Origin of the sequence: Streptomyces sp. NPDC093801, from assembly GCF_040701585.1 — a bacterium.
Lineage (GTDB): Bacteria > Actinomycetota > Actinomycetes > Streptomycetales > Streptomycetaceae > Streptomyces.
Window position 1 is genome coordinate 21,513 of record NZ_JBFBDP010000017.1, and the last position, 23,339, is coordinate 44,851.

At 72.9% G+C, this 23,339-nt stretch carries 16 protein-coding genes and 1 riboswitch; of the genes, 12 read left to right on the forward strand and 4 right to left on the reverse strand.

The annotated features are described in order from the left end of the window. Window positions 1–85: 85 nt before the first annotated feature. Window positions 86–1,762, reverse strand: a complete 1,677-nt coding sequence (locus tag AB0469_RS20680; protein ID WP_366452858.1) for a PucR family transcriptional regulator ligand-binding domain-containing protein — start codon at window positions 1,760–1,762, stop codon at window positions 86–88. Between the two features lie 253 nt (window positions 1,763–2,015). On the opposite strand from AB0469_RS20680, the gene AB0469_RS20685 reads away from it, so the two are divergent. The 8 genes from AB0469_RS20685 to AB0469_RS20720 all read left to right on the forward strand — a co-directional run bounded on the left by AB0469_RS20685 (window position 2,016) and on the right by AB0469_RS20720 (window position 12,290). Then, complete coding sequence (locus AB0469_RS20685) at window positions 2,016–2,909, forward strand: xanthine dehydrogenase family protein subunit M (protein ID WP_366452859.1); 894 nt, start codon at window positions 2,016–2,018, stop codon at window positions 2,907–2,909. A 2-nt stretch (window positions 2,910–2,911) separates the two neighbouring features. After that, on the forward strand, window positions 2,912–3,511 hold the full coding sequence (locus tag AB0469_RS20690; protein ID WP_366452860.1) for a (2Fe-2S)-binding protein: 600 nt from the start codon (window positions 2,912–2,914) through the stop codon (window positions 3,509–3,511). A 2-nt stretch (window positions 3,512–3,513) separates the two neighbouring features. Then, window positions 3,514–5,913: a xanthine dehydrogenase subunit D gene (gene pucD, locus AB0469_RS20695; protein ID WP_366452861.1), complete on the forward strand. Its 2,400-nt coding sequence runs from the start codon at window positions 3,514–3,516 to the stop codon at window positions 5,911–5,913. 324 nt (window positions 5,914–6,237) lie between these two features. Further along, the gene (locus AB0469_RS20700; protein ID WP_366452862.1) at window positions 6,238–7,701 is read left to right on the forward strand and encodes an NCS2 family permease; all 1,464 of its coding nucleotides are present in this window, start codon (window positions 6,238–6,240) and stop codon (window positions 7,699–7,701) included. Window positions 7,702–7,818: 117 nt separating this feature from the next. Further along, the gene (locus AB0469_RS20705; protein WP_366452863.1) at window positions 7,819–8,982 is read left to right on the forward strand and encodes an XdhC/CoxI family protein; all 1,164 of its coding nucleotides are present in this window, start codon (window positions 7,819–7,821) and stop codon (window positions 8,980–8,982) included. A gap of 137 nt (window positions 8,983–9,119) precedes the next feature. Continuing rightward, window positions 9,120–10,439: a YncE family protein gene (locus AB0469_RS20710; protein ID WP_366452864.1), complete on the forward strand. Its 1,320-nt coding sequence runs from the start codon at window positions 9,120–9,122 to the stop codon at window positions 10,437–10,439. Between the two features lie 55 nt (window positions 10,440–10,494). Beyond that, the gene (locus tag AB0469_RS20715) at window positions 10,495–10,995 is read left to right on the forward strand and encodes a septum formation family protein (protein ID WP_366452865.1); all 501 of its coding nucleotides are present in this window, start codon (window positions 10,495–10,497) and stop codon (window positions 10,993–10,995) included. Between the two features lie 62 nt (window positions 10,996–11,057). Then, window positions 11,058–12,290: a GNAT family N-acetyltransferase gene (locus AB0469_RS20720; RefSeq protein ID WP_366452866.1), complete on the forward strand. Its 1,233-nt coding sequence runs from the start codon at window positions 11,058–11,060 to the stop codon at window positions 12,288–12,290. A 105-nt stretch (window positions 12,291–12,395) separates the two neighbouring features. Here the strand turns inward: AB0469_RS20720 and AB0469_RS20725 are convergent, their stop codons facing one another. Next, entirely contained in the window at window positions 12,396–14,618 is a 2,223-nt protein-coding gene (locus AB0469_RS20725; protein ID WP_366452867.1) for a germacradienol/geosmin synthase, read from the reverse strand. A gap of 252 nt (window positions 14,619–14,870) precedes the next feature. On the opposite strand from AB0469_RS20725, the gene AB0469_RS20730 reads away from it, so the two are divergent. Then, entirely contained in the window at window positions 14,871–15,095 is a 225-nt protein-coding gene (locus AB0469_RS20730) for a hypothetical protein (protein WP_366452868.1), read from the forward strand. A gap of 87 nt (window positions 15,096–15,182) precedes the next feature. On the opposite strand, the gene cobN is transcribed toward AB0469_RS20730, so the two are convergent. Beyond that, window positions 15,183–18,803, reverse strand: a complete 3,621-nt coding sequence (gene cobN, locus AB0469_RS20735) for a cobaltochelatase subunit CobN (RefSeq protein WP_366452870.1) — start codon at window positions 18,801–18,803, stop codon at window positions 15,183–15,185. 32 nt (window positions 18,804–18,835) lie between these two features. After that, window positions 18,836–18,993: riboswitch (cobalamin riboswitch) on the reverse strand. Between the two features lie 333 nt (window positions 18,994–19,326). On the opposite strand from cobN, the gene AB0469_RS20740 reads away from it, so the two are divergent. Genes AB0469_RS20740 through AB0469_RS20750 form a run of 3 tightly spaced genes read left to right on the forward strand, consistent with a single transcriptional unit; the run spans window position 19,327 to window position 22,756 of the window. Next, window positions 19,327–20,607, forward strand: a complete 1,281-nt coding sequence (locus AB0469_RS20740) for a cobalamin biosynthesis protein CobG (protein ID WP_366453008.1) — start codon at window positions 19,327–19,329, stop codon at window positions 20,605–20,607. Then, the gene (locus AB0469_RS20745; protein ID WP_366452871.1) at window positions 20,604–21,251 is read left to right on the forward strand and encodes a precorrin-8X methylmutase; all 648 of its coding nucleotides are present in this window, start codon (window positions 20,604–20,606) and stop codon (window positions 21,249–21,251) included. Before AB0469_RS20740 ends, AB0469_RS20745 begins: the two co-directional genes overlap by 4 nt. Then, window positions 21,248–22,756: a precorrin-2 C(20)-methyltransferase gene (locus AB0469_RS20750; RefSeq protein WP_366452872.1), complete on the forward strand. Its 1,509-nt coding sequence runs from the start codon at window positions 21,248–21,250 to the stop codon at window positions 22,754–22,756. The genes AB0469_RS20745 and AB0469_RS20750 overlap by 4 nt, the downstream gene beginning before the upstream one ends. Window positions 22,757–22,816: 60 nt before the next feature. Here the strand turns inward: AB0469_RS20750 and AB0469_RS20755 are convergent, their stop codons facing one another. Next, window positions 22,817–23,335, reverse strand: coding sequence for a hypothetical protein (locus AB0469_RS20755; protein WP_366452873.1), 519 nt, complete (start codon window positions 23,333–23,335; stop codon window positions 22,817–22,819). Window positions 23,336–23,339 lie beyond the last annotated feature (4 nt).

A 23,339-nucleotide genomic window follows, 5' to 3' on the forward strand; every position in this document is an offset into this window, starting at 1 on the left:
TGAACTCTTTCACAAAGTCCGGACGGTTCGTCAGCGTTCCCCGTCCGGTCCCTTCGTGGCGCCCGGCTCCCCGACCTGCGGGGCGTCAGCTCATGCGCAGTGCCAGGAAGAAATCCAGCTTGTCCTCCAGGCGCGAGAGGTCGCGCCCCGTCAGCTGCTCGATTCGCCCGACCCGGTAGCGCAGCGTGTTGACGTGGAGGTGCAGCCGCGTCGCGCAGCGGGTCCAGGAGCCGTCGCAGTCGAGGAACGCCTCCAGGGTGGGGATGAGCTCCGCCCGGTGCCGGCGGTCGTAGTCCCGCAGCGGATCCAGCAGCCGGGCCGTGAAGGCGCGGCGCACGTCGTCCGGCACGAACGGCAGCAGCAGCACGTGCGAGGCGAGCTCGTGGTGGCCGGCGGCGCAGACCCGGCCCGGACGGGCGGCGGCGACCCGGCGGGCGTGCCGGGCCTCCTCCAGCGCCCCGCGCAGCCCCTCGGCGGAGTGCACGGCCGCGCTGACGCCCAGCGTGAGCCGGCCGTCGTCGGCCAGGCCGGACGCCAGGGGCTCGCGCACGGAGGCCAGCAGGACGTCGGCGTGCAGGGCGGCGTCCGGGCCCTTGTCCTCGCCGGCGTCGCCGGGGAGCGCGGGCAGCGGCACGAGGGCGATCGCCTCGTCGCCGGCGTGGGCCACCGCGATCCGGTCGGACGGCTCCGGTCCGGACAGCGACGGGTCGACCAGGATCTCCTCCAGCAGCGACTGGGCCACCGGGCCGCCGGGGATCTCCCCGCCCTCCCAGTCCACCCGCGCCACCACGACCTGCCAGTGCGGGGCGGAGCCCAGCCCGGGCAGCAGCACCGGGGCGGCCACCCGCAGGCGGGCGGCGATCTCGGCGGGCGGCGCGCCCGTCTGGACCAGCTCCAGCACCTCCTGCGCCAGCCGGCGGCGCACCGTGCGGGCCGCGTCGCGCCGGTCCCGCTCGACGGCGATCAGCTGGGTGACCCCCTGGAGCAGGTCGAGCCGCTCGGCGGGCCAGTCGCCCGCGTCCGCCTCGACCGCCAGCAGCCAGTCGGACAGCACGCTCTCGCGCACGTCACGGGCCCCGGGGCCCTGGCCGCGGCCCGCTCCCCTGATCGGGAAGAGGGAGTAGGTAATACCCTGGATGGACAGCCGGTGCGGGCCCCTGCGGCCGGTCCGGACCGCCGCGAGGTGTTCGCTCGCCAGCGTCGCGCAGACGCCCGGGGCCAGGGGTTCGCCCGCTCCGGCGATCTGCCGGCCGGTGGGGGAGAGCACCCAGGCCCGCAGATCGAGGTCCGTGGTGAGGAGATCCAGCACCACATCGGGTCCGCCGCCCGCGGGGCCCGAGGTCATCAGCCGCCGGTGCCGGTCGACGACCGCCGCGAGGTCGCCCGCACGCTCGCCGGACACCTGCCGCACGACGTACTCGGTGATCGTGGCGAATGCAACGTCTTCGTTCACGGCGAACAGCGGGAGCCGGTTGCGCCGACAGGCTGAAACGAGATCATCGGGAATGTCCCCGAGTTCCGCCTCGCCGGCCGCGAGGCCGGCCACGCCCGCGCTCGCAAGAATTCGTACGAATGGCTCGGAGTCGGCTGAATTTCTTCGCCATGCCAGGCCGGTGAGGACGAGTTCTCCTCCCGAGAGATACCGGCTGGGATCCCTCAGGTCGGTCGTCATGACCCCGCGGACCGTCCGGTCGAGTTCTTCCTCGCCGCCCAGCAGCCGCAGCCCCAGCGCCTCGGTTTCCAGCAGTGCGCGCAGCCGCATGATGTCGCCGCCGATCTGTCTCGAATGTTGCCGTTGGAAATCGGGCAGGTCGTCGCATCCTGCCTTTCATACGAATCTACAAGACGAGGGAGGCACCCAGCCAACTCCTTCATGGTTTCGGTGACTGCACCCCGGGACCCCGGGCTTGTGTACTGGCTCCACACCGCGTTAACAGCACGTGAACGACCAGTCGAGGGCCCCTAGGCCTCCTGGCTTGAAGTGAACGGCCCGACTAAGAAGAAGAGAGCCGCACATGGACTTCCTTCGCCCCGCCAGCTGGGAGGAGGCACTCGCCGCCAAGGCCGAGTACCCCACAGCTGTGCCGATTGCGGGTGGCACCGACATCATGGTCGAGATCAACTTCGACCACCGCCGTCCGGAATACCTCCTGGACCTCAACCGCATCGAACTGCTGCGGGAGTGGGAGGTCGGCGAGGAGGTCACCCGGCTGGGCGCCTCCGTTCCGTACACCCAGATCATGGAGAACCTGCGCGGTACGCTGCCGGGTCTCGCGCTCGCCTCGCACACGGTCGCGTCCCCGCAGATCCGCAACCGCGGCGGTGTCGGCGGCAACCTCGGTTGCGCCTCCCCCGCCGGTGACTCCCACCCCGCCCTGCTGGCCGCCGGCTGCGAGGTCGAGGTCGAGTCCGTACGCGGCTCCCGCCTGATCCCGATCGACGAGTTCTACACCGGCGTGAAGCGCAACGCGCTCGCCGCCGACGAGCTCATCAAGTCGGTGCACATCAAGAACGCCACGGGCCCCCAGCAGTACTCGAAGGTCGGCACCCGCAACGCGATGGTCATCGCCGTGTGCGGCTTCGGCCTCGCGCTGCACCCCGACACCCGCACCGTCCGTACGGGCATCGGCTCGGCCGCCCCGACCCCGGTCCGGGCCAAGGCCGCCGAGGAGTTCCTGAACGCCGCGCTCGAAGAGGGCGGCTTCTGGGACAACGGCAAGGTCATCACCCCGTCGATCGCCAAGCAGTTCGGTGAGCTCGCGTCCGCCGCGTGCAACCCGATCGACGACGTCCGCGGCACGGCGAAGTACCGCCGTCACGCGGTTGGCATCCTTGCTCGCCGCCAGCTCGTCTGGACCTGGGAGCAGTACCGCGGCACCAACGGCCGCTCGCTTGAAGGGGCTGCGTAACCATGCGCGTCAATTTCACCGTCAACGGTCGTCCGCAGGAAGCCGACGACGTCTGGGAGGGCGAGTCCCTCCTCTACGTGCTGCGTGAGCGCCTGGGCCTGCCCGGGTCGAAGAACGCCTGCGAGCAGGGCGAGTGCGGTTCCTGCACCGTCCGCCTCGACGGCGTGCCGGTCTGTTCCTGCCTGGTCGCGGCCGGTCAGGTCGAGGGCCGCGACGTCGTGACCGTCGAGGGCCTGGCCGACTTCGCCAAGCAGCGCGAGGAGCACGGCCACGCCTGCGGCACCGGCGCGTGCGGCAGCGGCAAGGGCGTGTCCACGGACGAGGCCAAGCAGTGGTCCGCCAAGGGCACCGACTCCCAGACGGGCGAGGGCGTGGAGCTCTCCAACATCCAGCAGGCGTTCATCGACGCCGGCGCCGTCCAGTGCGGATTCTGCACCCCGGGCCTGCTGGTGCAGGCCGACGCGCTGCTCGAGAGCAACTCGTCCCCGTCCGACCAGGACATCCGTGAGGCCCTGTCCGGCAACCTCTGCCGCTGCACGGGCTACGAGAAGATCCTCGACGCGGTCCGCCTCGCGGCCGCCCGTCAGGGAGAGGCTGTCTGATCATGGCCAACACCCGCACCACGCCCTCCGGGACCCCGACGAACGTCACCCAGAAGCACACCAAGGGCGGCATCGGCGAGTCGACGCTCCGCCCCGACGGCACCCTCAAGGTGACCGGCGAGTTCGCCTACTCCTCGGACATGTGGCACGAGGACATGCTCTGGGGCCAGACCCTGCGCAGCACCGTCGCCCACGCCGAGATCGTCTCCATCGACATCTCCGAGGCCCTGGCCATGCCGGGCGTCTACTCGGTGCTGACGTACGACGACCTGCCGGCCGAGATGAAGAACTACGGCCTGGAGATCCAGGACACGCCGGTCCTCGCCAACGGCCGCGTACGCCACCACGGCGAGCCGGTCGCCCTCGTGGCCGCCGACCACCCGGAGACCGCCCGCCGCGCGGCCGCCAAGATCAAGATCGACTACAAGGAGCTGCCGCTCGTCACGGACGAGGCCTCCGCCCTCGCCGCCGACGCGCCGCTGATCCACCCGGGCCGCGACGACCACCACTCCGGTCACGTCCCGCACCCGAACATCGTGCACCGCCAGCCGATCATCCGCGGCAACGTGGAGGAGGCCCGCAAGCGGGCCGACGTGATCGTCGAGGGCGAGTACACCTTCGGCATGCAGGACCAGGCCTTCCTCGGCCCGGAGTCCGGCCTCGCCGTGCCCTCCGAGGACGGCGGCGTCGACCTCTACGTCGCCACCCAGTGGCTGCACTCGGACCTCAAGCAGATCGCCCCCGTCCTCGGCCTGCCCGAGGAGAAGGTGCGCATGACGCTCTCCGGCGTCGGCGGTGCCTTCGGCGGCCGCGAGGACATCTCGATGCAGATCCACGCCTGCCTCCTGGCCCTGGCCACGGGCAAGCCGGTCAAGATCGTCTACAACCGGTTCGAGTCCTTCTTCGGCCACGTGCACCGCCACCCGGCGAAGCTCTGGTACGAGCACGGCGCCACCAAGGACGGCAAGATCACGCACATGAAGTGCAGGATCGTGCTCGACGGCGGCGCCTACGCCTCGGCCTCCCCGGCCGTCGTCGGCAACGCGTCCTCCCTCTCGGTGGGCCCGTACGTCATCGACGACGTGGACATCGAGGCGGTCGCGCTCTACACGAACAACCCGCCCTGCGGCGCGATGCGCGGCTTCGGCGCCGTCCAGGCCTGCTTCGCGTACGAGGCCCAGATGGACAAGCTCGCGGCGAAGCTGGGCATGGACCCGGTCGAGTTCCGCCAGCTGAACGCCATGGAGATGGGCACGATCATGCCCACCGGCCAGGTCGTGGACTCCCCGGCCCCGGTCGCCGAGCTGCTGCGCCGGGTCAAGGCCCGCCCGCTGCCGCCGGAGCGCCAGTGGGAGACCGCCGGCGAGGCCGCGGACCTCCGCGCGCTGCCCGGCGGCCTGTCGAACACCACCCACGGCGAGGGCGTCGTCCGCGGCGTCGGCTACGCGGTCGGCATCAAGAACGTCGGCTTCTCCGAGGGCTTCGACGACTACTCCACCGCCCGCGTGCGCCTGGAGGTCATCAACGGCGAGCCCGTCGCGATGGTCCACACGGCCATGGCGGAGGTCGGCCAGGGCGGTGTCACCGTCCACGCGCAGATCGCCCGCACCGAGCTGGGCGTCACGCAGGTGACCATCCACCCGGCCGACACGCAGGTCGGCTCCGCCGGTTCCACGTCCGCCTCGCGGCAGACGTACATGACCGGTGGCGCCGTGAAGAACACCTGTGAGGCCGTGCGCGAGGCGCTGCTGGAGATGGGCCGCCGCAAGAACGGCTCGTACCACCCGGCGTGGGCCCACGCGGAGCTCCTCCTGGAGTCCGGCAAGGTCGTCACGGACGGCGGTGAGGTCCTCGCGGACATCGCCGACATCCTGGAGGACGAGGCCATCGACCTCGAACTCGAGTTCCGCCACCGCCCGACCGTCGCGTTCGACCTGGTCACCGGCCAGGGCGACGGCCACGTCCAGTACACCTTCGCCGCGCACCGCGCCGTCGTCGAGGTGGACACCGAGCTCGGCCTGGTCAAGGTCGTGGAGCTGGCGACCGCGCAGGACGTCGGCAAGGCGCTCAACATGCTCTCCGTGGTGGGCCAGATCCAGGGTGGTACCACCCAGGGCCTCGGCGTGGCGGTCATGGAAGAGATCATCGTGGACCCGAAGACCGCGAAGGTGCGCAACCCCTCCTTCACGGACTACCTGATCCCGACCATCCTCGACACCCCGACCATCCCGGTCGACGTCCTGGAGCTCGCCGACCCGAACGCGCCGTACGGCCTGCGCGGTCTGGGCGAGGCCCCGACCCTGTCGTCCACCCCGGCCGTCCTCGCGGCGATCCGGGCGGCGACCGGTCTGGAGCTCAACAAGACGCCGATCCGTCCGGAAGCCCTCACCGGGACCCTCTAGGAACGGCACGGTCCGGGGGCCGCGGGCCCCCGGACCCCCTCGACTCTCCGGGCGGTGCGACACGGGAACGTCACACTTGCCGCCCGCACCGCCCGGAGCACCGAAGTAACCGCACCGCTCGCGGTCAGCTTCACCCGGCAGTACCCCTGCAAGAACCCCCACGTAGTACCAGCGGTCACCCCCGCACTACCCGCAGTACACGCAGTGCACATTTCGCGTCGCCTCGGGCCGTCACCCCGGGTCGTGCAGCCAAACGCAGTTTCCCAAATCCCGCGTCTCCAATCTTTTTGCGGGTGCCCCTTTGAACCTTGGGAGTTAGGCACCATGACCCAGTCGTCTGTGGAGCCCAAGACCACCGCGGAAGAGGCCGGCGACGGCTCTCTGAACCCCGCCGGGCGTTCTTGGCTCGACCGTTACTTTCACATCACCCATAGAGGGTCGAGCGTCGGTACTGAAATTCGTGGCGGCGTCACGACCTTCATGGCGATGGCGTACATCCTCCTGCTCAACCCGCTGATCCTCTCCGGCAAGGACGTCGCCGGAGACACGATGAGCCAGAAGGCCCTGATCACGGCCACCGCCTTCGCCGCGGCCGCGACCACCCTCCTGATGGGCTTCATCGGCAAGGTCCCGCTGGTCCTCGCCGCCGGCCTCTCCGTCTCCGGCGTCCTGTCCTCGCAGGTCGCCCCGCAGATGACCTGGCCGCAGGCCATGGGCATGTGCGTGATGTACGGCGTCGTGATCTGTCTCCTGGTCGTCACCGGCCTCCGCGAGATGATCATGAACGCGATCCCGCTCGCGCTCAAGCACGCGATCACCATGGGCATCGGCATGTTCGTCGCCCTGATCGGTCTCGTGAAGGCCGGCTTCGTCGGCAAGGGCCCCGAGTTCGGCCCGCCGGTCCAGCTCGGATCGGTCGGCGAGCTCGCCGGCTGGCCCGTCCTGATCTTCTGCGTCACCCTGCTGAGCATCTTCATGCTCCAGGCCCGCAAGGTCCCGGGCGCGATCCTGATCGGCATCGTGGGCGGCACCGTCCTCGCGGCCGTCCTGAACGCCGTCGTGGGCATCGACCCGAAGGCCTGGAAGAACGGCCCGCCGGTCCTCGAGGGCTCCGCGATCTCCATGCCCGACTTCTCGCTCTTCGGCAAGGTCGAGTTCGGCGGCTGGGGCGACGTCGGCGTCATGACGGTCGGCATGATCGTCTTCACGCTCGTGCTCGCCGGCTTCTTCGACGCCATGGCCACCATCATCGGCGTCGGCACCGAGGCCAAGCTGGCCGACGACCAGGGCCGCATGCCGGGCCTGTCGAAGGCGCTGTTCATCGACGGCGCCGGTGGCGCCATCGGCGGCATCGCCGGCGGCTCCGGCCAGACGGTCTTCGTCGAGTCCGCCACCGGCGTCGGCGAGGGCGCCCGCACGGGCCTCGCCTCCGTCGTCAGCGGCCTGCTCTTCGCCGCCTGCCTCTTCTTCACCCCGATCACCCAGATCGTCCCGGGTGAGGTCGCCTCCGCGGCCCTGGTCGTCATCGGCGCGATGATGATGCAGAACGCCCGCCACGTGGACTGGGCCGACACGGCGACCGCGATCCCGGTCTTCCTGACCGTCGTGATCATGCCGTTCACGTACTCGATCACCCCCGGCGTCGCCGCCGGCGTGCTCTCCTACGTGGCCATCAAGGTCGCGCAGGGCAAGGCCCGCGAGATCGGCGCCTTCATGTGGGCGCTCACCGTCGTCTTCGTGGTCTTCTTCGCCCTCCACCCCATCGAGGCGTGGCTCGGCGTCAAGTAGTCCGGCGAAGATCGGTACCGGCCCGTCCGGCACCCGGCCCCCGCGGCCCGGTGCCGGACGGGTCACCACCCTTCACGCATCCCATACTGGAAACGAACCCCTCCGAGGAGGCCGCACATGCTGGACATCGCCGAGGAACTGAACCGGTGGGTCGAGCAGGGACGTGACTTCGCCGTGGCCACCGTGGTGGCGGTCGGCGGCAGCGCGCCCCGGCAGCCCGGAGCCGCCCTCGCCGTCGACGGCGAGGGCGCGGCCATCGGCTCCGTTTCCGGCGGATGCGTGGAGGGTGCGGTGTACGAGCTGTGCCGGCAGGCCCTCGAAGACGGCGAGACCGTCCAGGAGCGCTTCGGCTACAGCGACGACGACGCCTTCGCCGTGGGTCTGACCTGCGGCGGGATCATCGACATCCTGGTCACCCCGGTTCCCGTGGGCTCCCCGCAGCGCGAGGCCCTCGCCACCGCCCTGCGCGCCGCCTCCCGGGGCGAGGCGGCGGCCCTGGCCCGGATAGCCGAGGGCCCGGCCGAGCTCAAGGGCCGCGCCCTGGTCGTCCTCGGCGACGGCGCCCGCGAGGGCGGCTTCGGCGGCCACCCCGAGCTGGACCGCACCATCGCCGAGGAGGCCCGTGCCATGCTGGACGCCGGGAAGACCGGCGTCCTGGAGATCGGCGCCGACGGCCGGCTCTGCGGAGAGCCCCTCAAGGTCCTCGTCGAGTCCAGCGTCCCGCCCCCGCGGATGATCGTCTTCGGTGCCATCGACTTCGCCTCCGCCCTGGTGCGGATCGGCAAGTTCCTCGGCTACCACGTGACGCTGTGCGACGCCCGGCCCGTGTTCGCCACGAAGAAGCGATTCCCCGAGGCCGACGAGATCGTGGTCGACTGGCCCCACCGCTACCTGGAGGCCGAGGCCGGCTCCGGCGGCGTCGACGCCCGCACCGTCCTGTGCGTGCTCACCCACGACGCCAAGTTCGACGTCCCGCTCCTCGAACTGGCCCTCAAGCTCCCCGTCGCCTACGTCGGCGCCATGGGCTCCCGCCGCACGCACGAGGACCGCAACAAGAGGCTGCGCGACGTCGGCGTGACCGAGCTCGAACTGGCCCGCCTGCGCTCCCCGATCGGCCTGGACCTGGGCGCCCGCTCCCCGGAGGAGACCGCGCTGTCCATCGCCGCCGAGATCGTGGCGAACCGCCGCGGCGGCAGCGGAGCCGCCCTGACCGGCGCGCACATCCCGATCCACCGGGACTCCTCGAACACCGTGATCGGCCGCATCGGCTCCGTGGCCTGAGGCGGCGGTCCACCGGCCCGACTCCGCCGTGACGGCGGCCCGATGACAGAAGGCGCAGCCCCGAGGGTTGCGCCTTCTTGCCGTCCCGCCTACTTTACCGCCCGGTAACGGCGCTACTTCACAACGGAGTTGAGCGGATGTCCCGGTACGGTCGCACCTTCCCGCGCACCCCTTCGCGCACCCTGCGCCTCGCCTGCGCCCTGGCGCTGGCGGGCCTCGCGGCCGCGCTGGGCCCGGCCGCCGCCGCGTCCTCGCCGGCGGCGGCGCCGCAGCCCGCCGCCGCCGGACTGCGGGAGGTGCTCTTCGTCGGCAACAACTGGGAGGGCACCGCCGACGTCCTCGCCTCCACCGGCGACCTCGCCCGCGTCGGCAGGATCAACGTGATCCCCGACAAGGAGGAGCGGCTGCGGGAGATCTACCTCAACCCCGTCAGGCTCGGCTTCTTCCTCGGCATCCGGGCCACGGCCGGCGAGGGCCACGACCAGTTCGTCGACGACATGTACACCACCCCGGACGGCACGGCGGTGGTCGTCTCGCGCCCCAGCTTCGCCGACGTCGTCTCCGTGGACCTGCGCTCCGGACGGATCAACTGGCGCTTCCCGGTGGCCGGTTACCGCTCCGACCACATGGCCGTCTCGCCCGACGGCACCCGGGTGGCCGTCTCCGCCTCCACCGCCGGCACCGTCCACGTCCTGGACATCGCCACCGGCCGGCAGGTCGGCTCCTTCGCCACCGGCGACAAACCGCACGAGAACACCTTCACCCAGGGCGGCCGCCTCCTGTGGAACAGCTCCATCGGCGACGTCACCTCCGCCCTCGACGCGCCCTGGCTGGACTGGACGAAGGGCGACCGCAGGCTCACCGTCGTCGACGCGCAGACCTTCCGCACGGTCCGCACCGTCGACATGCGCGAACGGCTGGACGCCTTCGGCCGCAAGGACCTCTCCGACGCCGTCCGCCCGATGGCCTTCACCCCCGACGAGTCGAAGCTCTACTTCCAGGTGTCGTTCTTCAACGGCCTCGTGGAGTACGACGTCGCCACCGACCGGATCACCCGGGTCAAGACCCTCCCGGCGAACCCCGCCACCAGCACCGACCGCACCACCTGGGTCAACGACTCGCGCCACCACGGGCTGTCCATGAGCCCCGACGGCAGCAGGCTCTGCGTCGCCGGCACGATGGACGACTACGCCACCGTCGTGGACCGCGCCACCCTCGCCGAGGGCCCGCTGGTCCCCGCCGACAAGCCCTACTGGGCCACCGTCGACGGCAACGGCAAGGGCTGCGTCATCTCCGAGAGCGGCGCCGACCGGGTCACCGCCATCGACTTCGCGACCGGGGCCAAGCGGGTCTCCGTCCCCGTCGGCGACCACCCCCAGCGGGTCCGCCTCGGCCGCGTCCCGGCCGACTGGAGCGGGCCCGGCGTCCGGCAGGCCCCGGCGGCCGCCCGGGAGTAGCGTGGGAAGGGGGAGCAGCCCCCGCGTCCCGCGCCCACCGAGGAGGGCCGCGCGCATGTCCACACTGCCCCGACCGCACCGCCGCGCCGCCCGCGGTGCGGCCCTCGCCCTCACCCTGCTCCTCGCGGCCCCCGCGGCCGGCACGGCCCTCGCCGCCCCCGCCGCGAGCGACCCCGGAGACATCGCGGTGGGGGACTGCTTCAACAGCGCCGCCGACGTCAAGGACTACAAGACCGACGAGGTGGCCCGCGGGCCCTCGTCGGTGGACCTCGTGCCCTGCGGCCGGCCGCACCAGTCCGAGGCGTTCGCCGTCGTCACCCTCCCGGAAGGGCCGTTCCCCGGCGACAAGAAGATCATCTCGATCGCCAACGAGAAGTGCGGCGCCAAGGAGGTCGCCGCCTACGCGGGCGCCGGAGCGAAGATCCCGGACACGATGGCCGTGTACTTCTACCTCCCCACCTCCGCCACCTGGGACCACGGCCAGCGGCGGATCACCTGCTTCCTCGCCGACTCCGCCGGCCGGACCACCGGCTCGGTCCGCACCGGCGCATCCTGAGTTCGCGCAGATCAGGCCACTATGGTGCGAGCGGTCCCCGATGACCGATTAGTCTCCTGATCATGGTGGACATCCGCGAGGTACCCGAGGACGACATCGCCCGCGCCCAGGAGCACGCCTACCTGGCCTTCCACGACCGGCCCGAGCCGGAAGGGCGCGAACGCCACCACGCCCTGCTGAGCCGCTGCGACCGGCTCGGCGCCTACGACGGGGACGCCCTCGTCGGCTTCATGGCCGCGCACCCCTTCCGGCTCTCCGTCCCCGGCTCCGAACTCTCCTGTCCCGGACTCACCTTCGTCTCCGTCGCCCCCACCCACCGGCGGCGCGGCGTCCTCACCGCCCTCATGGACGAGCAGCTGCGCCGCGCCGCGGCCGCCGGCAGCCCGCTGGTGTGCCTGTGGGCCTCCGAGGCCGCCATCTACGGCCGCTTCGGCTACGGCCCCGCCACCCAGGGCCTCACCGTCGAGATCGACTCCAGCCGCCCGCTCGCCCTGCGCATCGACCCCGACCCCCGCCCCCTGCGGCTGGTCGACCCGGCCGACGCCCTCGCCGTCATCGGCCCCTGCCACGAGGCCGCCCGCCGCACCCGGGCCGGCCGGCCCAGCCGCAGCCCCGCGCGGTGGACCGAGGAGTGGCTCTGTGAACAGGACGAGGAGGACAAGGAGTTCGGCCCGCCCCGGATCGCCGCCCTCGGTGCCCCCGGGGAGCCCGTGGCGGGCTACGTCCTCTACCGCACCAAGCAGGAGGACGCCGACGGGAACACCCGCGGCACCGGACTGGTCCGCGTCGACGAACTGGAGGCCGAGACCCCCGCCGTCGCCGCCGCCCTGTGGGACTACACGGCCTCCCTCGACCTGACCGGTACCGTCCGGGCCTGGGGCCGGCCGGTGGACGACCCCCTGCTCCACTTCGCCGCCGACCGCGACCAGGTCAGGGTCACCGCCCAGTTCCCGGCGCTCTGGCTGCGCCTGGTCGACGTGCGGGAGGCGCTGACCGCGCGGTCGTGGGCCGCGCCGGTGGAACTCGTACTGGAGGTGGCCGACGGGCGGCTGCCCGCCAACTCCGGGCGGTTCCGGCTCAAGGCGGGGCCGGGCGGAGCGGCGTACGAACCCGCCCGCGCGGAACCCGACCTGACCCTCGGCGTACGGGAGCTGGCCGCCTGCTACCTGGGCGGCACCCGGGTCGCGGAGCTGGTGGCCGCCGGGCTGGTGGCCGAGCACACCCCCGGCGCGGCGGCCGCACTGGACGCGGCCCTGCGCACACGCCTGCTGCCGCACACCGCCGACGAGTTCTGACGGAGCGGCCCCGACGGCGGCGCCGAAGGCCTGGCGGGGGTGCGGCGGGGCGTGACGGGGGTGCGGCGGGGGCGGGCGAGCGGACCGCCCCCGCCGCCGCCCGGCTCAGGCGGGCAGCCCGATCCGCGCCGCCGCCATGCCGAAGCCGCTGCCCAGGACGGCGGTGGACAGTCCGTCGCCCTGCCGGCGCAGATCCTCCTCACGATAACGCCGCGCCTTCAGGTGCCAGTTGAGGATCCCAGCCAGCCAGTCCCGCAGTTCGCCCGCGTAGGCGTCGAGACCGGCCCGGGCGGCGGCGTCCAGCTTCCGGTCCTCGCACAGCCGCGGCAGCTGGGTCGCGACGATGTGCTGGAACTCCTCCACGCGCCGGTCCATGAGGGAGTGGCAGATGTGGAGGGCCTCCGGATAGCCGATGTCGAAGAAGTTCCGGGTCACCACCAGGTGGTTGTGCATGTCGCCCTCGAACTCCACCTCCTTCTGGTAGGAGAAGATGTCGTTGACGAGGCAGGCGATGTCCGCGGCCGCGTTCTCCAGCGACCGGACGGTCCCCGAGCGGTAGATCTCCCCGGGGACGCCCCGGCCCTCGTGACCGAGCCGGCACATGTACATGGTCAGTTGCGAGCCGAAGGTGCGGCGGCGCATCTCCGCGTAGTCCACCGGGTCCGGGACGCGGTGGTGGGCCAGGTTCTCCACCTCCCACACCCAGCTCTCCAGCATGTCCACCATGGTCGCCCGGAACTCGGTGCGGGCGACCCCGGTCATGCCCGCGACGGTCCGTTCCCACAGGTCGGCGAGGGACCGTTCCATCACGGTGACCGGCTCCGGCCCGGGACCGGCTCCGTCCGCAGGCATCATCGACAGGAGCCGTGCCGTGGTGGCCTTGGCCGCCGCGACGTTCCCGGACCGCCCGAACACCAGCGGGTAGTAGTCGTCCGCGTACGTCCCCCAGGTCAGCCAGCAGGCGCTGAGCAGCAGTTCCCCGGCCGTGGCGTCGGGGTCGATGCCGGCCGAGCAGAGGGCGAAGTCGTAGCCGCGCAGCCTCCGTTCGGTCCAGATCGCCGAGCCGGGGTCACCGGGCTGCGGCTCCAGCAGCCCCATGCTCCGGGCCCACTCCACCGAGCCCTCGCGGGCGTGCGCGAGGTGCGGGCTCAGGGACAGCTCGAACGGCAGGCGCATCTCGGGGACCACCGAGGGGCCGGTGCGTTCGAAGGGGGTGAAGGAGAAGGAGCGGCGGCGCATCTCCATGGACCGCCGGGTGAAGACCGAGCCCAGGTCGAAGGCGCTGGTCCCGAGCCCGCTCGGCAGGAAGGGGAGGGACAGCCGGGCGGTGGGCCTGGCCCCCTCGTTCATGTAGCGGCTGGAGACCGTGTGCCACTCGTGTCCGCCGGACTGCCAGTCCTGGAGGCCCTTGACGTAGGCGAGGACGGCCGCGATCTCGTCCGGGGCGAGGGCGTGGTCGGCGAAGAGCCGGGGGAGTTCGGCGAGGGCGGTCTGTTCGAACTGCAGCAGGCGGGAGGTGATCAGGTCGTTGGAGATCTCGGCGGCCTCCTGCGTGGAGCAGCCGAGGAAGGTCTCCAGCACCAGCACGGCGTTGGAGAGTTCGCCCTCGTCTCCGACCTCGCGCTGGTAGGAGAAGATGTCGTTCCTGACGTGCACGGCGTCGGAGAAGGAGTCGCGCAGGACGGCCAGCGGGCGCGCGTGCGCCACGCGCGCCGGCACCTCCGCGGCCACGTACTCGACCAGCCCCGCCGACCAGGGGGCGCCGCCCACCTTGCGGCGCATCTCGATGTACTCGAGGGGGTTCGCCACCCGCCCGATGTCGATGTTGGCGAGCTCCCACATGGACTCGTCGAGCAGGTTCTTCGTGGACAGGGCGAACCGCTCGCGCCAGTCCGCCGACATGGCCGGGACGGTGCGCACCCACAGGTCCGCGAGCCCGGCCTCGACCGGATTGGTCGCCTCGGGGAAACCTTCCGCCAGGTCCATGGGCATGAAGGCGGCGAGCCGGTCGAGGTACGCCCTCGCGCCGTCGCGGTCCTGGGAGCGCTTGTACATCTCCAGGAAGTGGTCGTCGAAGAAGAACACCCACACGTACCAGTCGGTGACCAGGGACAGCGCCGCGGCGTCGCAGTCGGGGTGGGTGTACGCGCAGAGCAGGGCGTAGTCGTGCGAGTCGAGGTCCCGCTCCTCCCACACCCCCGACCCCTCCAGCATCCCCAGCCCCCGCGCCCAGCCCTTGGTGTGGGCCCTGGCCTCCTCCAGGTGGGGGTTCAGCCGCGCCGGGTACGGCACGTAGAACTCCGGCAGTTGAAACGGCTGCTGCGTCACGACGGGGCGGGCCTTTCGTCCGGGGCACGGGGGCCGACGGACCCGGCCCCCGCACGAGATCAGCAGTGCCCTACCCCCGGCATCCGGCGGACACGTCCCGTTTCACCGCTTCAGGTGACACCCGCCCCGTTCCCCGGCGCGGGGGGCCGCCGGGGGGTACCGGGGGCCGTGCTGGTGTCGGAGCTTCGGATGGGTGTCTGGTTTGTGTAGTTTTTTCGGTGTATGGAGTGTCCGGTTCTGGAGGGAACGCGTATGTCATCCATCGATCTGAGCAAGGTGCTGGACAAGGCCTGGGAGGACAAGCCGCTCGCCGAGATCCTCTCCGCGCCCGTCGCCGCGCTGAAGGGCGTCACCGACAAGGACGGGGAACTGCTGCACGAGGCCTTCGGGGTGAAGACCGTCGCCGACTTCGGGACCCTCAAGTTCGCCCGGTGGGCCGCGGCGCTCGTCGCGCTGAACCAGACCGCCAAGGTGTAGCGGCCGGAGGGTCGACAGCGGAACGGGCCGGCCTCCCCACCCTGGGAAGGGTGGGGAGGCCGGCCCGTAGCGTGCGGAACCGGGTGCCTACTCGGCCTCGCCCTCCAGGTTGCCCTCCGTGTCCAGGTAGACCTGGCGGAGGGATTCGAGGATCTGCGGGTCCGGCTTCTCCCACATGCCGCGGGACTCGGCCTCCAGGAGGCGTTCGGCGATGCCGTGGAGGGCCCAGGGGTTGGCCTCCTCCAGGAAGGCGCGGTTCGCCGGGTCCAGGACGTACGTCTCCGTCAGCTTGTCGTACATCCAGTCCGCGACCACGCCCGTCGTGGCGTCGTAGCCGAAGAGGTAGTCGACCGTCGCCGCGAGTTCGAAGGCGCCCTTGTAGCCGTGGCGGCGCATCGCCTCGATCCACTTGGGGTTGACCACGCGGGCGCGGAAGACCCGGCTCGTCTCCTCCACGAGGGTGCGGGTCTTGACCGTCTCCGGGCGGGTGGAGTCGCCGATGTAGGCCTCGGGGGCCGTGCCGCGCAGGGCGCGGACGGTGGCCACCATGCCGCCGTGGTACTGGAAGTAGTCGTCCGAGTCCGCGATGTCGTGCTCGCGGGTGTCCGTGTTCTTCGCGGCGACGGTGATGCGCTTGTACGCCGTCTCCATCTCGGTGCGCGCCGGGCGGCCCTCCAGACCGCGGCCGTACGCGTAGCCGCCCCAGACCGTGTAGACCTCCGCGAGGTCGGCGTCGGTGCGCCAGTCGCGGGAGTCGATCAGCTGGAGGATGCCCGCGCCGTAGGTGCCGGGTCGGGAGCCGAAGATGCGGGTCGTCGCCTTGCGCTCGTCGCCGTGGGCGGCGAGGTCGGCCTGGGCGTGGGCGCGGATGAAGTTCTCGGTGTGCGGCTCGTCCAGGGAGGCCGCCAGCCGGACCGCGTCGTCGAGGAGGCCGATGACGTGCGGGAACGCGTCGCGGAAGAAGCCCGAGATGCGGAGGGTGACGTCGATGCGGGGACGGTTCAGTTCCGCGAGGGGGATCGCCTCGATGCCCGTGACGCGGCGCGAGGCCTCGTCCCAGACCGGGCGGACGCCCAGGAGGGCCAGGGCTTCGGCCACGTCGTCGCCGGCCGTGCGCATGGCGCTGGTGCCCCACAGGGACAGGCCGACCGAGGCGGGCCACTCGTCCTCGTGGTCGGCGCGGTAGCGGGCCAGGAGGGAGTCGGCCAGGGCCTGGCCCGTCTCCCACGCCAGGCGGGAGGGGACGGCCTTCGGGTCGACCGAGTAGAAGTTGCGGCCGGTCGGGAGGACGTTGACCAGGCCGCGCAGCGGGGAGCCCGAAGGGCCGGCCGGGACGAAGCCGCCGTCCAGGGCGCGGACCACGTGGGCGATCTCGTCCGTGGTGCCGGCCAGGCGGGGGACGACCTCGTGCGCGGCGAAGGCGAGGATGTCGGAGACGGCTGCCGGGTGGCCCGCCGCGACCGCGGCCACCGCCGACGGGGCCCAGTCCGCGTCCTCCATCGCCTGGACCAGGGCGCGGGCGGTCTCCTCGACGGCGTCCGCCGAGGTGCGGGTGGCCGCCGACTCGTCGAGGCCGAGGGCCTCGCGCAGGCCGGGCAGCGCGGAGGTGCCGCCCCAGATCTGGCGGGCGCGCAGGATGGAGAGGACCAGGTTGACGCGGGCCTCGCCGGTCGGGGCGCCGCCCAGGACGTGCAGGCCGTCGCGGATCTGGGCGTCCTTGACCTCGCACAGCCAGCCGTCGACGTGGAGGAGGAAGTCGTCGAAGCCGTCGTCGTCCGGGCGCTCCTCCAGGCCCAGGTCGTGGTCGAGCTTCGCCGCCTGGATCAGGGTCCAGATCTGGGCGCGGATGGCCGGGAGCTTCGACGGGTCCATGGAGCTGATCTGGGCGTACTCGTCCAGGTGCTGCTCCAGGCGGGCGATGTCGCCGTACGACTCGGCGCGCGCCATCGGCGGGACCAGGTGGTCGACCAGGGTGGCGTGCACCCGGCGCTTGGCCTGCGTGCCCTCGCCCGGGTCGTTGACCAGGAAGGGGTAGACCAGGGGCAGGTCACCGAGGGCGGCGTCCGGGGAGCAGGAGGCCGACAGGCCCGCGTTCTTGCCGGGCAGCCACTCCAGGTTCCCGTGCTTGCCCAGGTGGATCATCGCGTCGGCGCCGAAGCCGCCGTCCTGCGCGGCCGCCTGGATCCAGCGGTACGCGGCCAGGTAGTGGTGCGAGGGCGGCAGGTCCGGGTCGTGGTAGATCGCGATCGGGTTCTCGCCGAAGCCGCGCGGCGGCTGGATGAGGATGAGGAGGTTCCCGCGGCGCAGGGCCGCCAGGACGATGTCGCCCTCCGGGTTCGCGGAACGGTCCACGAACATGTTGCCCGGGGCCTCGCCCCAGTGCTCCTCGACGCTCTCGCGCAGGTCGGCCGGGAGTTCGGCGAACCAGCGCTTGTAGTCGGCCGCCGGGATGCGGACCGGGTTGCGGGCCAGCTGCTCCTCGGTGAGCCAGTCCTGGTCGTGGCCGCCGGCCTCGATCAGGGCGCGGATCAGCTCGTCGCCGTCACCCGAGACCAGACCCGGGATCTCCTCCACGGGGCCGAAGTCGTAGCCTTCGGCGATCAGGCGGCGCAGCAGCTCCACGGCGCTGGCCGGGGTGTCGAGGCCGACCGCGTTGCCGATGCGGGAGTGCTTCGTGGGGTACGCGGAGAGGACCAGCGCGATCCGCTTCTCCGCGCGCCCGATGTGGCGCAGGCGGGCGTGGCGCACGGCGATGCCGGCGACGCGGGAGGCGCGCTCGGCGTCGGCCACGTAGGCGGGCAGGCCGTCCTCGTCGATCTCCTTGAAGGAGAACGGGACGGTGATCAGCCGGCCGTCGAACTCGGGCACGGCGACCTGGGTGGCGGCGTCGAGGGGGGAGAGGCCCTCGTCGTTCTCCTCCCAGGTGCTGCGCGAGCCCGTCAGGCACAGGGCCTGGAGGATCGGCACGCCGAGCCCGGCCAGGGCGCCCGCGTCCCAGGACTCGTCGTCCCCGCCCGCCGAGGCGGTCGCGGGGCGGGTGCCGCCGGCCGCGAGGACGGTGGTGACGATGGCGTCCGCCTGCTCCAGCGCCCGGAGCAGCTCCGGCTCCGGGGTGCGCAGGGAGGAGACGTAGAGGGGGAGGGGACGGCCGCCCTTGGCCTCGACGGCGTCGCAGAGGGCGTGCACGAAGGCGGTGTTGCCGCTCATCTGGTGGGCGCGGTAGTAGAGCACCGCGACCTGCGGGCCGGTGGCCTCCGTGGCGGGGCGCTCCAGGGGGCCCCAGGTCGGGGAGGCGGCCGGGGGCTCGAAACCGTGGCCGGTGAGCAGGACGGTGTCGGAGAGGAAGCGGGCCAGCTGGTCGAGGTTGGCCGGGCCGCCGTGCGCGAGGTAGCGGTGCGCCTCCGCGGCGATGCCGATCGGGACCGTGGAGGCCTCCATCAGCTGGGCGTCCGGGGCCTGTTCGCCGGTCAGGACCACCACCGGGCGGGTCTGGCCGGGGGCGAGGAGCACGTCGAGGCCGTCCTGCCAGGCGCGCAGGCCGCCGAGGAGGCGTACGACGACCAGCCCGACGCCGTCGAGGAGGCCGTCGAGGTCGTCGAGGGGGAGGCGGGAGGGGTTCGCGAACCGGTACGGCACGGGGCCGCCGGCGGTGTTCGCGGCGCGGGCGCTGAGCAGATCGGTGTCGGACGTCGACAGCAGCAGGATCATGCGGCGGCAGGCCTTCCTCGGGGTTTCCGCGCCCCGGGCAGTGAGGACAGCGGGAGTTCCTGACTCACCCCGCGGATCGCTCCGCGGGGCTCACAGTGGCGGGACCGCGCCGGAATCGCACCGGGCTTCCTCCCATGTCGCCGTCCTCGGCGGTGACGGGCCGAGTGGTCCGCCGGAAGGTCATCTTAGGTGGCCTTTTCCCTGGCCGGGAGGTGGGGTGGGGGGCTCGCGGGTGGCGGGGTGCGGTGGCGTGCGGTCCGGTGGCGTGCGGTGCGCCGTGGGGGCTCTGCCCCGGGGGCCGCGCCGCAAACGCCGGGCGGGGGACGGGGGCCGCCGCCCGGAGCCGGCTCCCCGCCCCGCCCTTCGCCCGTTCGTCCCCGAGCCACCGCCGGGAGGTGTTCCCAGGGGCTCCGCCCCGGACCCCGAGCCTCACGCGCCGGCGAGGCCGGACTTTGCCCGGCGGGGCTCAATCCCGCTGGTCGGGGTGGCGACGGACACAGGTCGGGGGTGGGCAATCGTGGGTATGCTCGCGGCCATGTCGCCCCAGCCACCTTCCGCCGCGTCGCGGGACGAACCCGTCATACGTGACCGCGGTGATGCCTGCCCCGGCGCGCTGCGGCTGCACGCCGCCGACGACGGGTACCTCGCGCGCGTCCGGATCCCCGGCGGGCTGCTCACCACCCGGCAGGCCCTCGCGCTCGGGCACGCCGCCGACCGGTTCGGCGACGGGCACCTGGAACTCACCTCCCGCGGCAACGTCCAGCTGCGCGGCCTCGCCGACGGCTGCGGCGCCGGGCTCGCGGAGCTGCTGGACGGCGCCGGGCTGCTGCCGGCGCCGGGCCACGAGCGGGTGCGCAACATCGTGGCCACCCCGGTGGCCGGGCCCCAGGTCGTGGACCGGGTCCGGGAACTCGACCGGCTGCTGTGCGCCAGTGCGCGGGCCGCGGACCTGTCCGGACGGTTCCTGTTCGCCCTCGACGACGGGCGCGGGGACGTGGCGGCCCTCGACCCCGACGTGACCGTGCTCGGCGGGGCGGACGGACGGGTGCTCGTGCGGCTCGGGAGCGGCGGCGGCGCCGTCGAGGTCGGGGCCGCCGATGCCGCCCGGGCCGCGCTGTGCGCCGCCGAGTACTTCCTCGACGCCGCCCGGGACGCCGGGACCCGGGCCTGGCGGATCGCCGAGCTGCCCTCCGAACACGCCCTGGACGAGCGCGAGTTCGTGCGGCGGCTGGCGGAGGCGGGGGTGGCCGCCGGGCGCGTGCCCGAGGTGGAGTGGCCGTACGCCGAGCCGCCCCGGCCCGGGAGCGTGGGCGCGGCCGGACTGTGCGTCCTGCCCCCGCTCGGCCGGCTGGACTCCGCGCAGTGGCGGGCCCTGGCCGAGGCCGCCGACGGCGGGGAGGGGGAGCTGCGCGTCACCCCGTGGCGCAGCGTCGTCCTCCCGCGCGCGGCAGCCGACGGCGCCGCCCGCGTCGAGGCGGCGGGCCTCGCCGTCCGGCCCGGAAGTCCCTGGCGGACCGTCACCGCCTGTACCGGCAGGCCCGGTTGCGCCAAGTCCCTCGCGGACGTACGCGCCGACGCGCGTGCCGTCGTACAGGGGCAGACCGACGCCGCGGAGCTGCCCGTGCACTGGTCGGGCTGCGCCCGCCGGTGCGGGCATCCGCGCGGTACGGCCTGGGTGGACATCGTCGCCACCCCCGACGGGTACGCCCTCGACGGCCGGCCCGTCCCGCACGCAGACCTGGCGGCCGCCCTCACGGCCGCGCGCACCACCCCCACCACAACCGAAGCCGCAGTGAAGAAATGAGCGAGTACACCGTGTTCGAGTACGAGAAGGACGGCGCCGCGATCTACCGCCAGTCCTTTGCCACGATCCGCGCCGAGGCGGACCTCTCCGGGCTGCCCGCCTCGGTCGCCCAGGTCGCGGTGCGCATGATTCACGCCTGCGGCATGACCGACCTCCCCCAGGACCTCGGCTACACCCCCGAGGTCGTCCTGCGGGCCCGCGCCGCGCTGCACGCCGGCGCGCCGATCCTGTGCGACGTGCAGATGGTCGCCAGCGGGGTCACCCGCAAGCGGCTGCCCGCCGACAACGAGGTGATCTGCACCCTCTCCGACCCGGCCGTGCCCGCGCTCGCCGCGAAGATGGGCACCACCCGCAGCGCCGCCGCCCTCGAAGTCTGGCGCGACCGGGGCCTGTTGGAGAACGCCGTGATCGCCGTCGGCAACGCCCCGACCGCACTGTTCCGGCTGCTGGAGATGATCGAGGAGGGTGCCCCGCGCCCCGCCGCCGTCATCGGCGTGCCCGTGGGCTTCATCGGCGCCGCCGAGTCCAAGGACGCCCTCGCCGCCCACCCCTCGGCCCTCGACCACCTCATCGTGCGCGGCCGGCGCGGCGGCAGCGCCATCGCGGCCGCCGCGGTCAACGCGATCGCGAGCGAGGAAGAATGAGCGGGCAGGACCAGAACCGGGCCAAGGGCAGGCTGTACGGGGTCGGACTCGGCCCCGGCGACCCGTCGCTGATGACCCTGCGGGCCGTCGAGGTGATCGCCGAGGCGGACGTGGTCGCGTACCACAGCGCCCGCCACGGCCGTTCCATCGCCCGCTCGATCGCCGCGAAGCACCTGCGCTCCGACCACCTCGAGGAACCGCTGGTCTACCCGGTCACCACCGAGACCACCGACCACCCCGGCGGCTACCAGGGCGCGATGGAGGAGTTCTACGAGGCCTCCGCCGCCCGCCTGGCCGCGCACCTGGACGCGGGCCGGACCGTCGCCGTGCTCGCGGAGGGGGACCCGCTCTTCTACGGCTCGTACATGCACATGCACAAGCGGCTCGCGGACCGCTACGAGGCCGAGGTCATCCCCGGCGTCACCTCCGTCAGCGCCGCCGCCGCCCGCCTCGGCACCCCGCTCGTGGAGGGCGAGGAGGTGCTGACGATCCTGCCCGGCACCCTGCCGGAGGAGGAGCTCACCGCCCGCCTCGCCGCCACCGATTCGGCGGTCGTCATGAAGCTCGGCCGCACCTTCCCCGCCGTCCGGCGGGCCATGGAGGGCAGCGGGCGGCTCGCCGAGGCCCGATACGTCGAGCGCGCCACGATGGAGGGCGAGCGGACCGGGGTCCTCGCCGACACCGACCCCGACAGCGTTCCGTACTTCGCCGTCGCCGTCGTACCCAGCCGGATCGGCAACCCGGGCAGTGTGCCGTCCGGGCCCGGCGAGGTCGCGGTCGTCGGCACCGGCCCGGCCGGGCCGCTGTGGCTGACCCCCGAGACGAAGCGGGCGCTGGCCGACGCCGAAGTGCTGGTCGGGTACACCACCTACCTGGACCGGGTGCCGGTCAGGCCCGGCCAGGTACGGCACGGCTCCGACAACAAGGTGGAGTCCGAGCGCGCCGAGTTCGCCCTCGACCTCGCCCGGCGCGGCAAGCGGGTGGCCGTGGTCTCCGGCGGCGACCCCGGGGTCTTCGCCATGGCCACCGCGGTCCTGGAGGTGGCCGGGCAGGCCCCGTACGCGGACGTGCCCGTACGGGTGCTGCCGGGAGTGACGGCGGCCAACGCGGCGGCCGCCGCGGCCGGCGCCCCGCTGGGCCACGACTACGCCACTGTCTCGCTCTCCGACCGGCTCAAGCCGTGGGAGGTCATCGCGGAGCGGCTGCGCGCGGCGGCCGCCGCCGACCTGGTCCTCGCCCTGTACAACCCGGGCTCCCGCAGCCGGACCTGGCAGGTGGCCCAGGCGCGGGAGCTGCTGCTGGAGCTGCGCGCGCCGCAGACCCCGGTGGTCGTGGCCCGGGACGTGGGCGGGCCCGAGCAGTCGGTGCGCATCGTCACGCTCGGCGAACTGGAGCCGTCCGAGGTGGACATGCGGACGATCCTGCTGATCGGCTCCTCGCAGACGCAGGTGACCGAGCGGGCCGACGGCGCGCGGGTGACGTGGACCCCGCGCCGGTACCCGTGACCCTGCGGACGGGGTGAGCGCGGCCCGGCCGGGGGATCCCCCCGGCCGGGCCGACGCGGCTCAGCCCGGGCAGCCCGCGAGGGCGTCCGCGCAGCCCTGGACCGTCGACGGGTCGACGGTGACCAGCTGCCACGACACGACCCCGGCCGGGGGCGAGTCCTCCTGCGGGGCGGGGTCGATGTGCGCGTTGAGCGCCGAACCCGCCGGCAGGTTCAGCCGGGTGACCTCGCCGGCGGTGCACGACACGTCGAACGACCGGTCCCCGGAGCCGCCTTCGCGCGACAGCACCAGGGTGACCCGCGGACTCTCCTCGCTGTCGCAGGCGATGTCGAAGCGGTACGGGCGCTCCCCGCCGGTCTCCAGGGTCTTCTCCATGCCGGCCTTGAGGAAACCCGTCCCCCGCATCGTCACGCGGGCCCCGTCCGAGACGCCCTTCCCCAGCAGCTCGTCGGCCCGCTGGAGCGCGTCGTCGGGCTCCCAGCCCTTGGACTCGGGCGCCGCACTCCCGCCGCATCCGGTGACGAGCGCCGACGCGGCGGCGAGGGCCAGGACGAGGACGAGGGAGTGACGTATCCGCATTCCT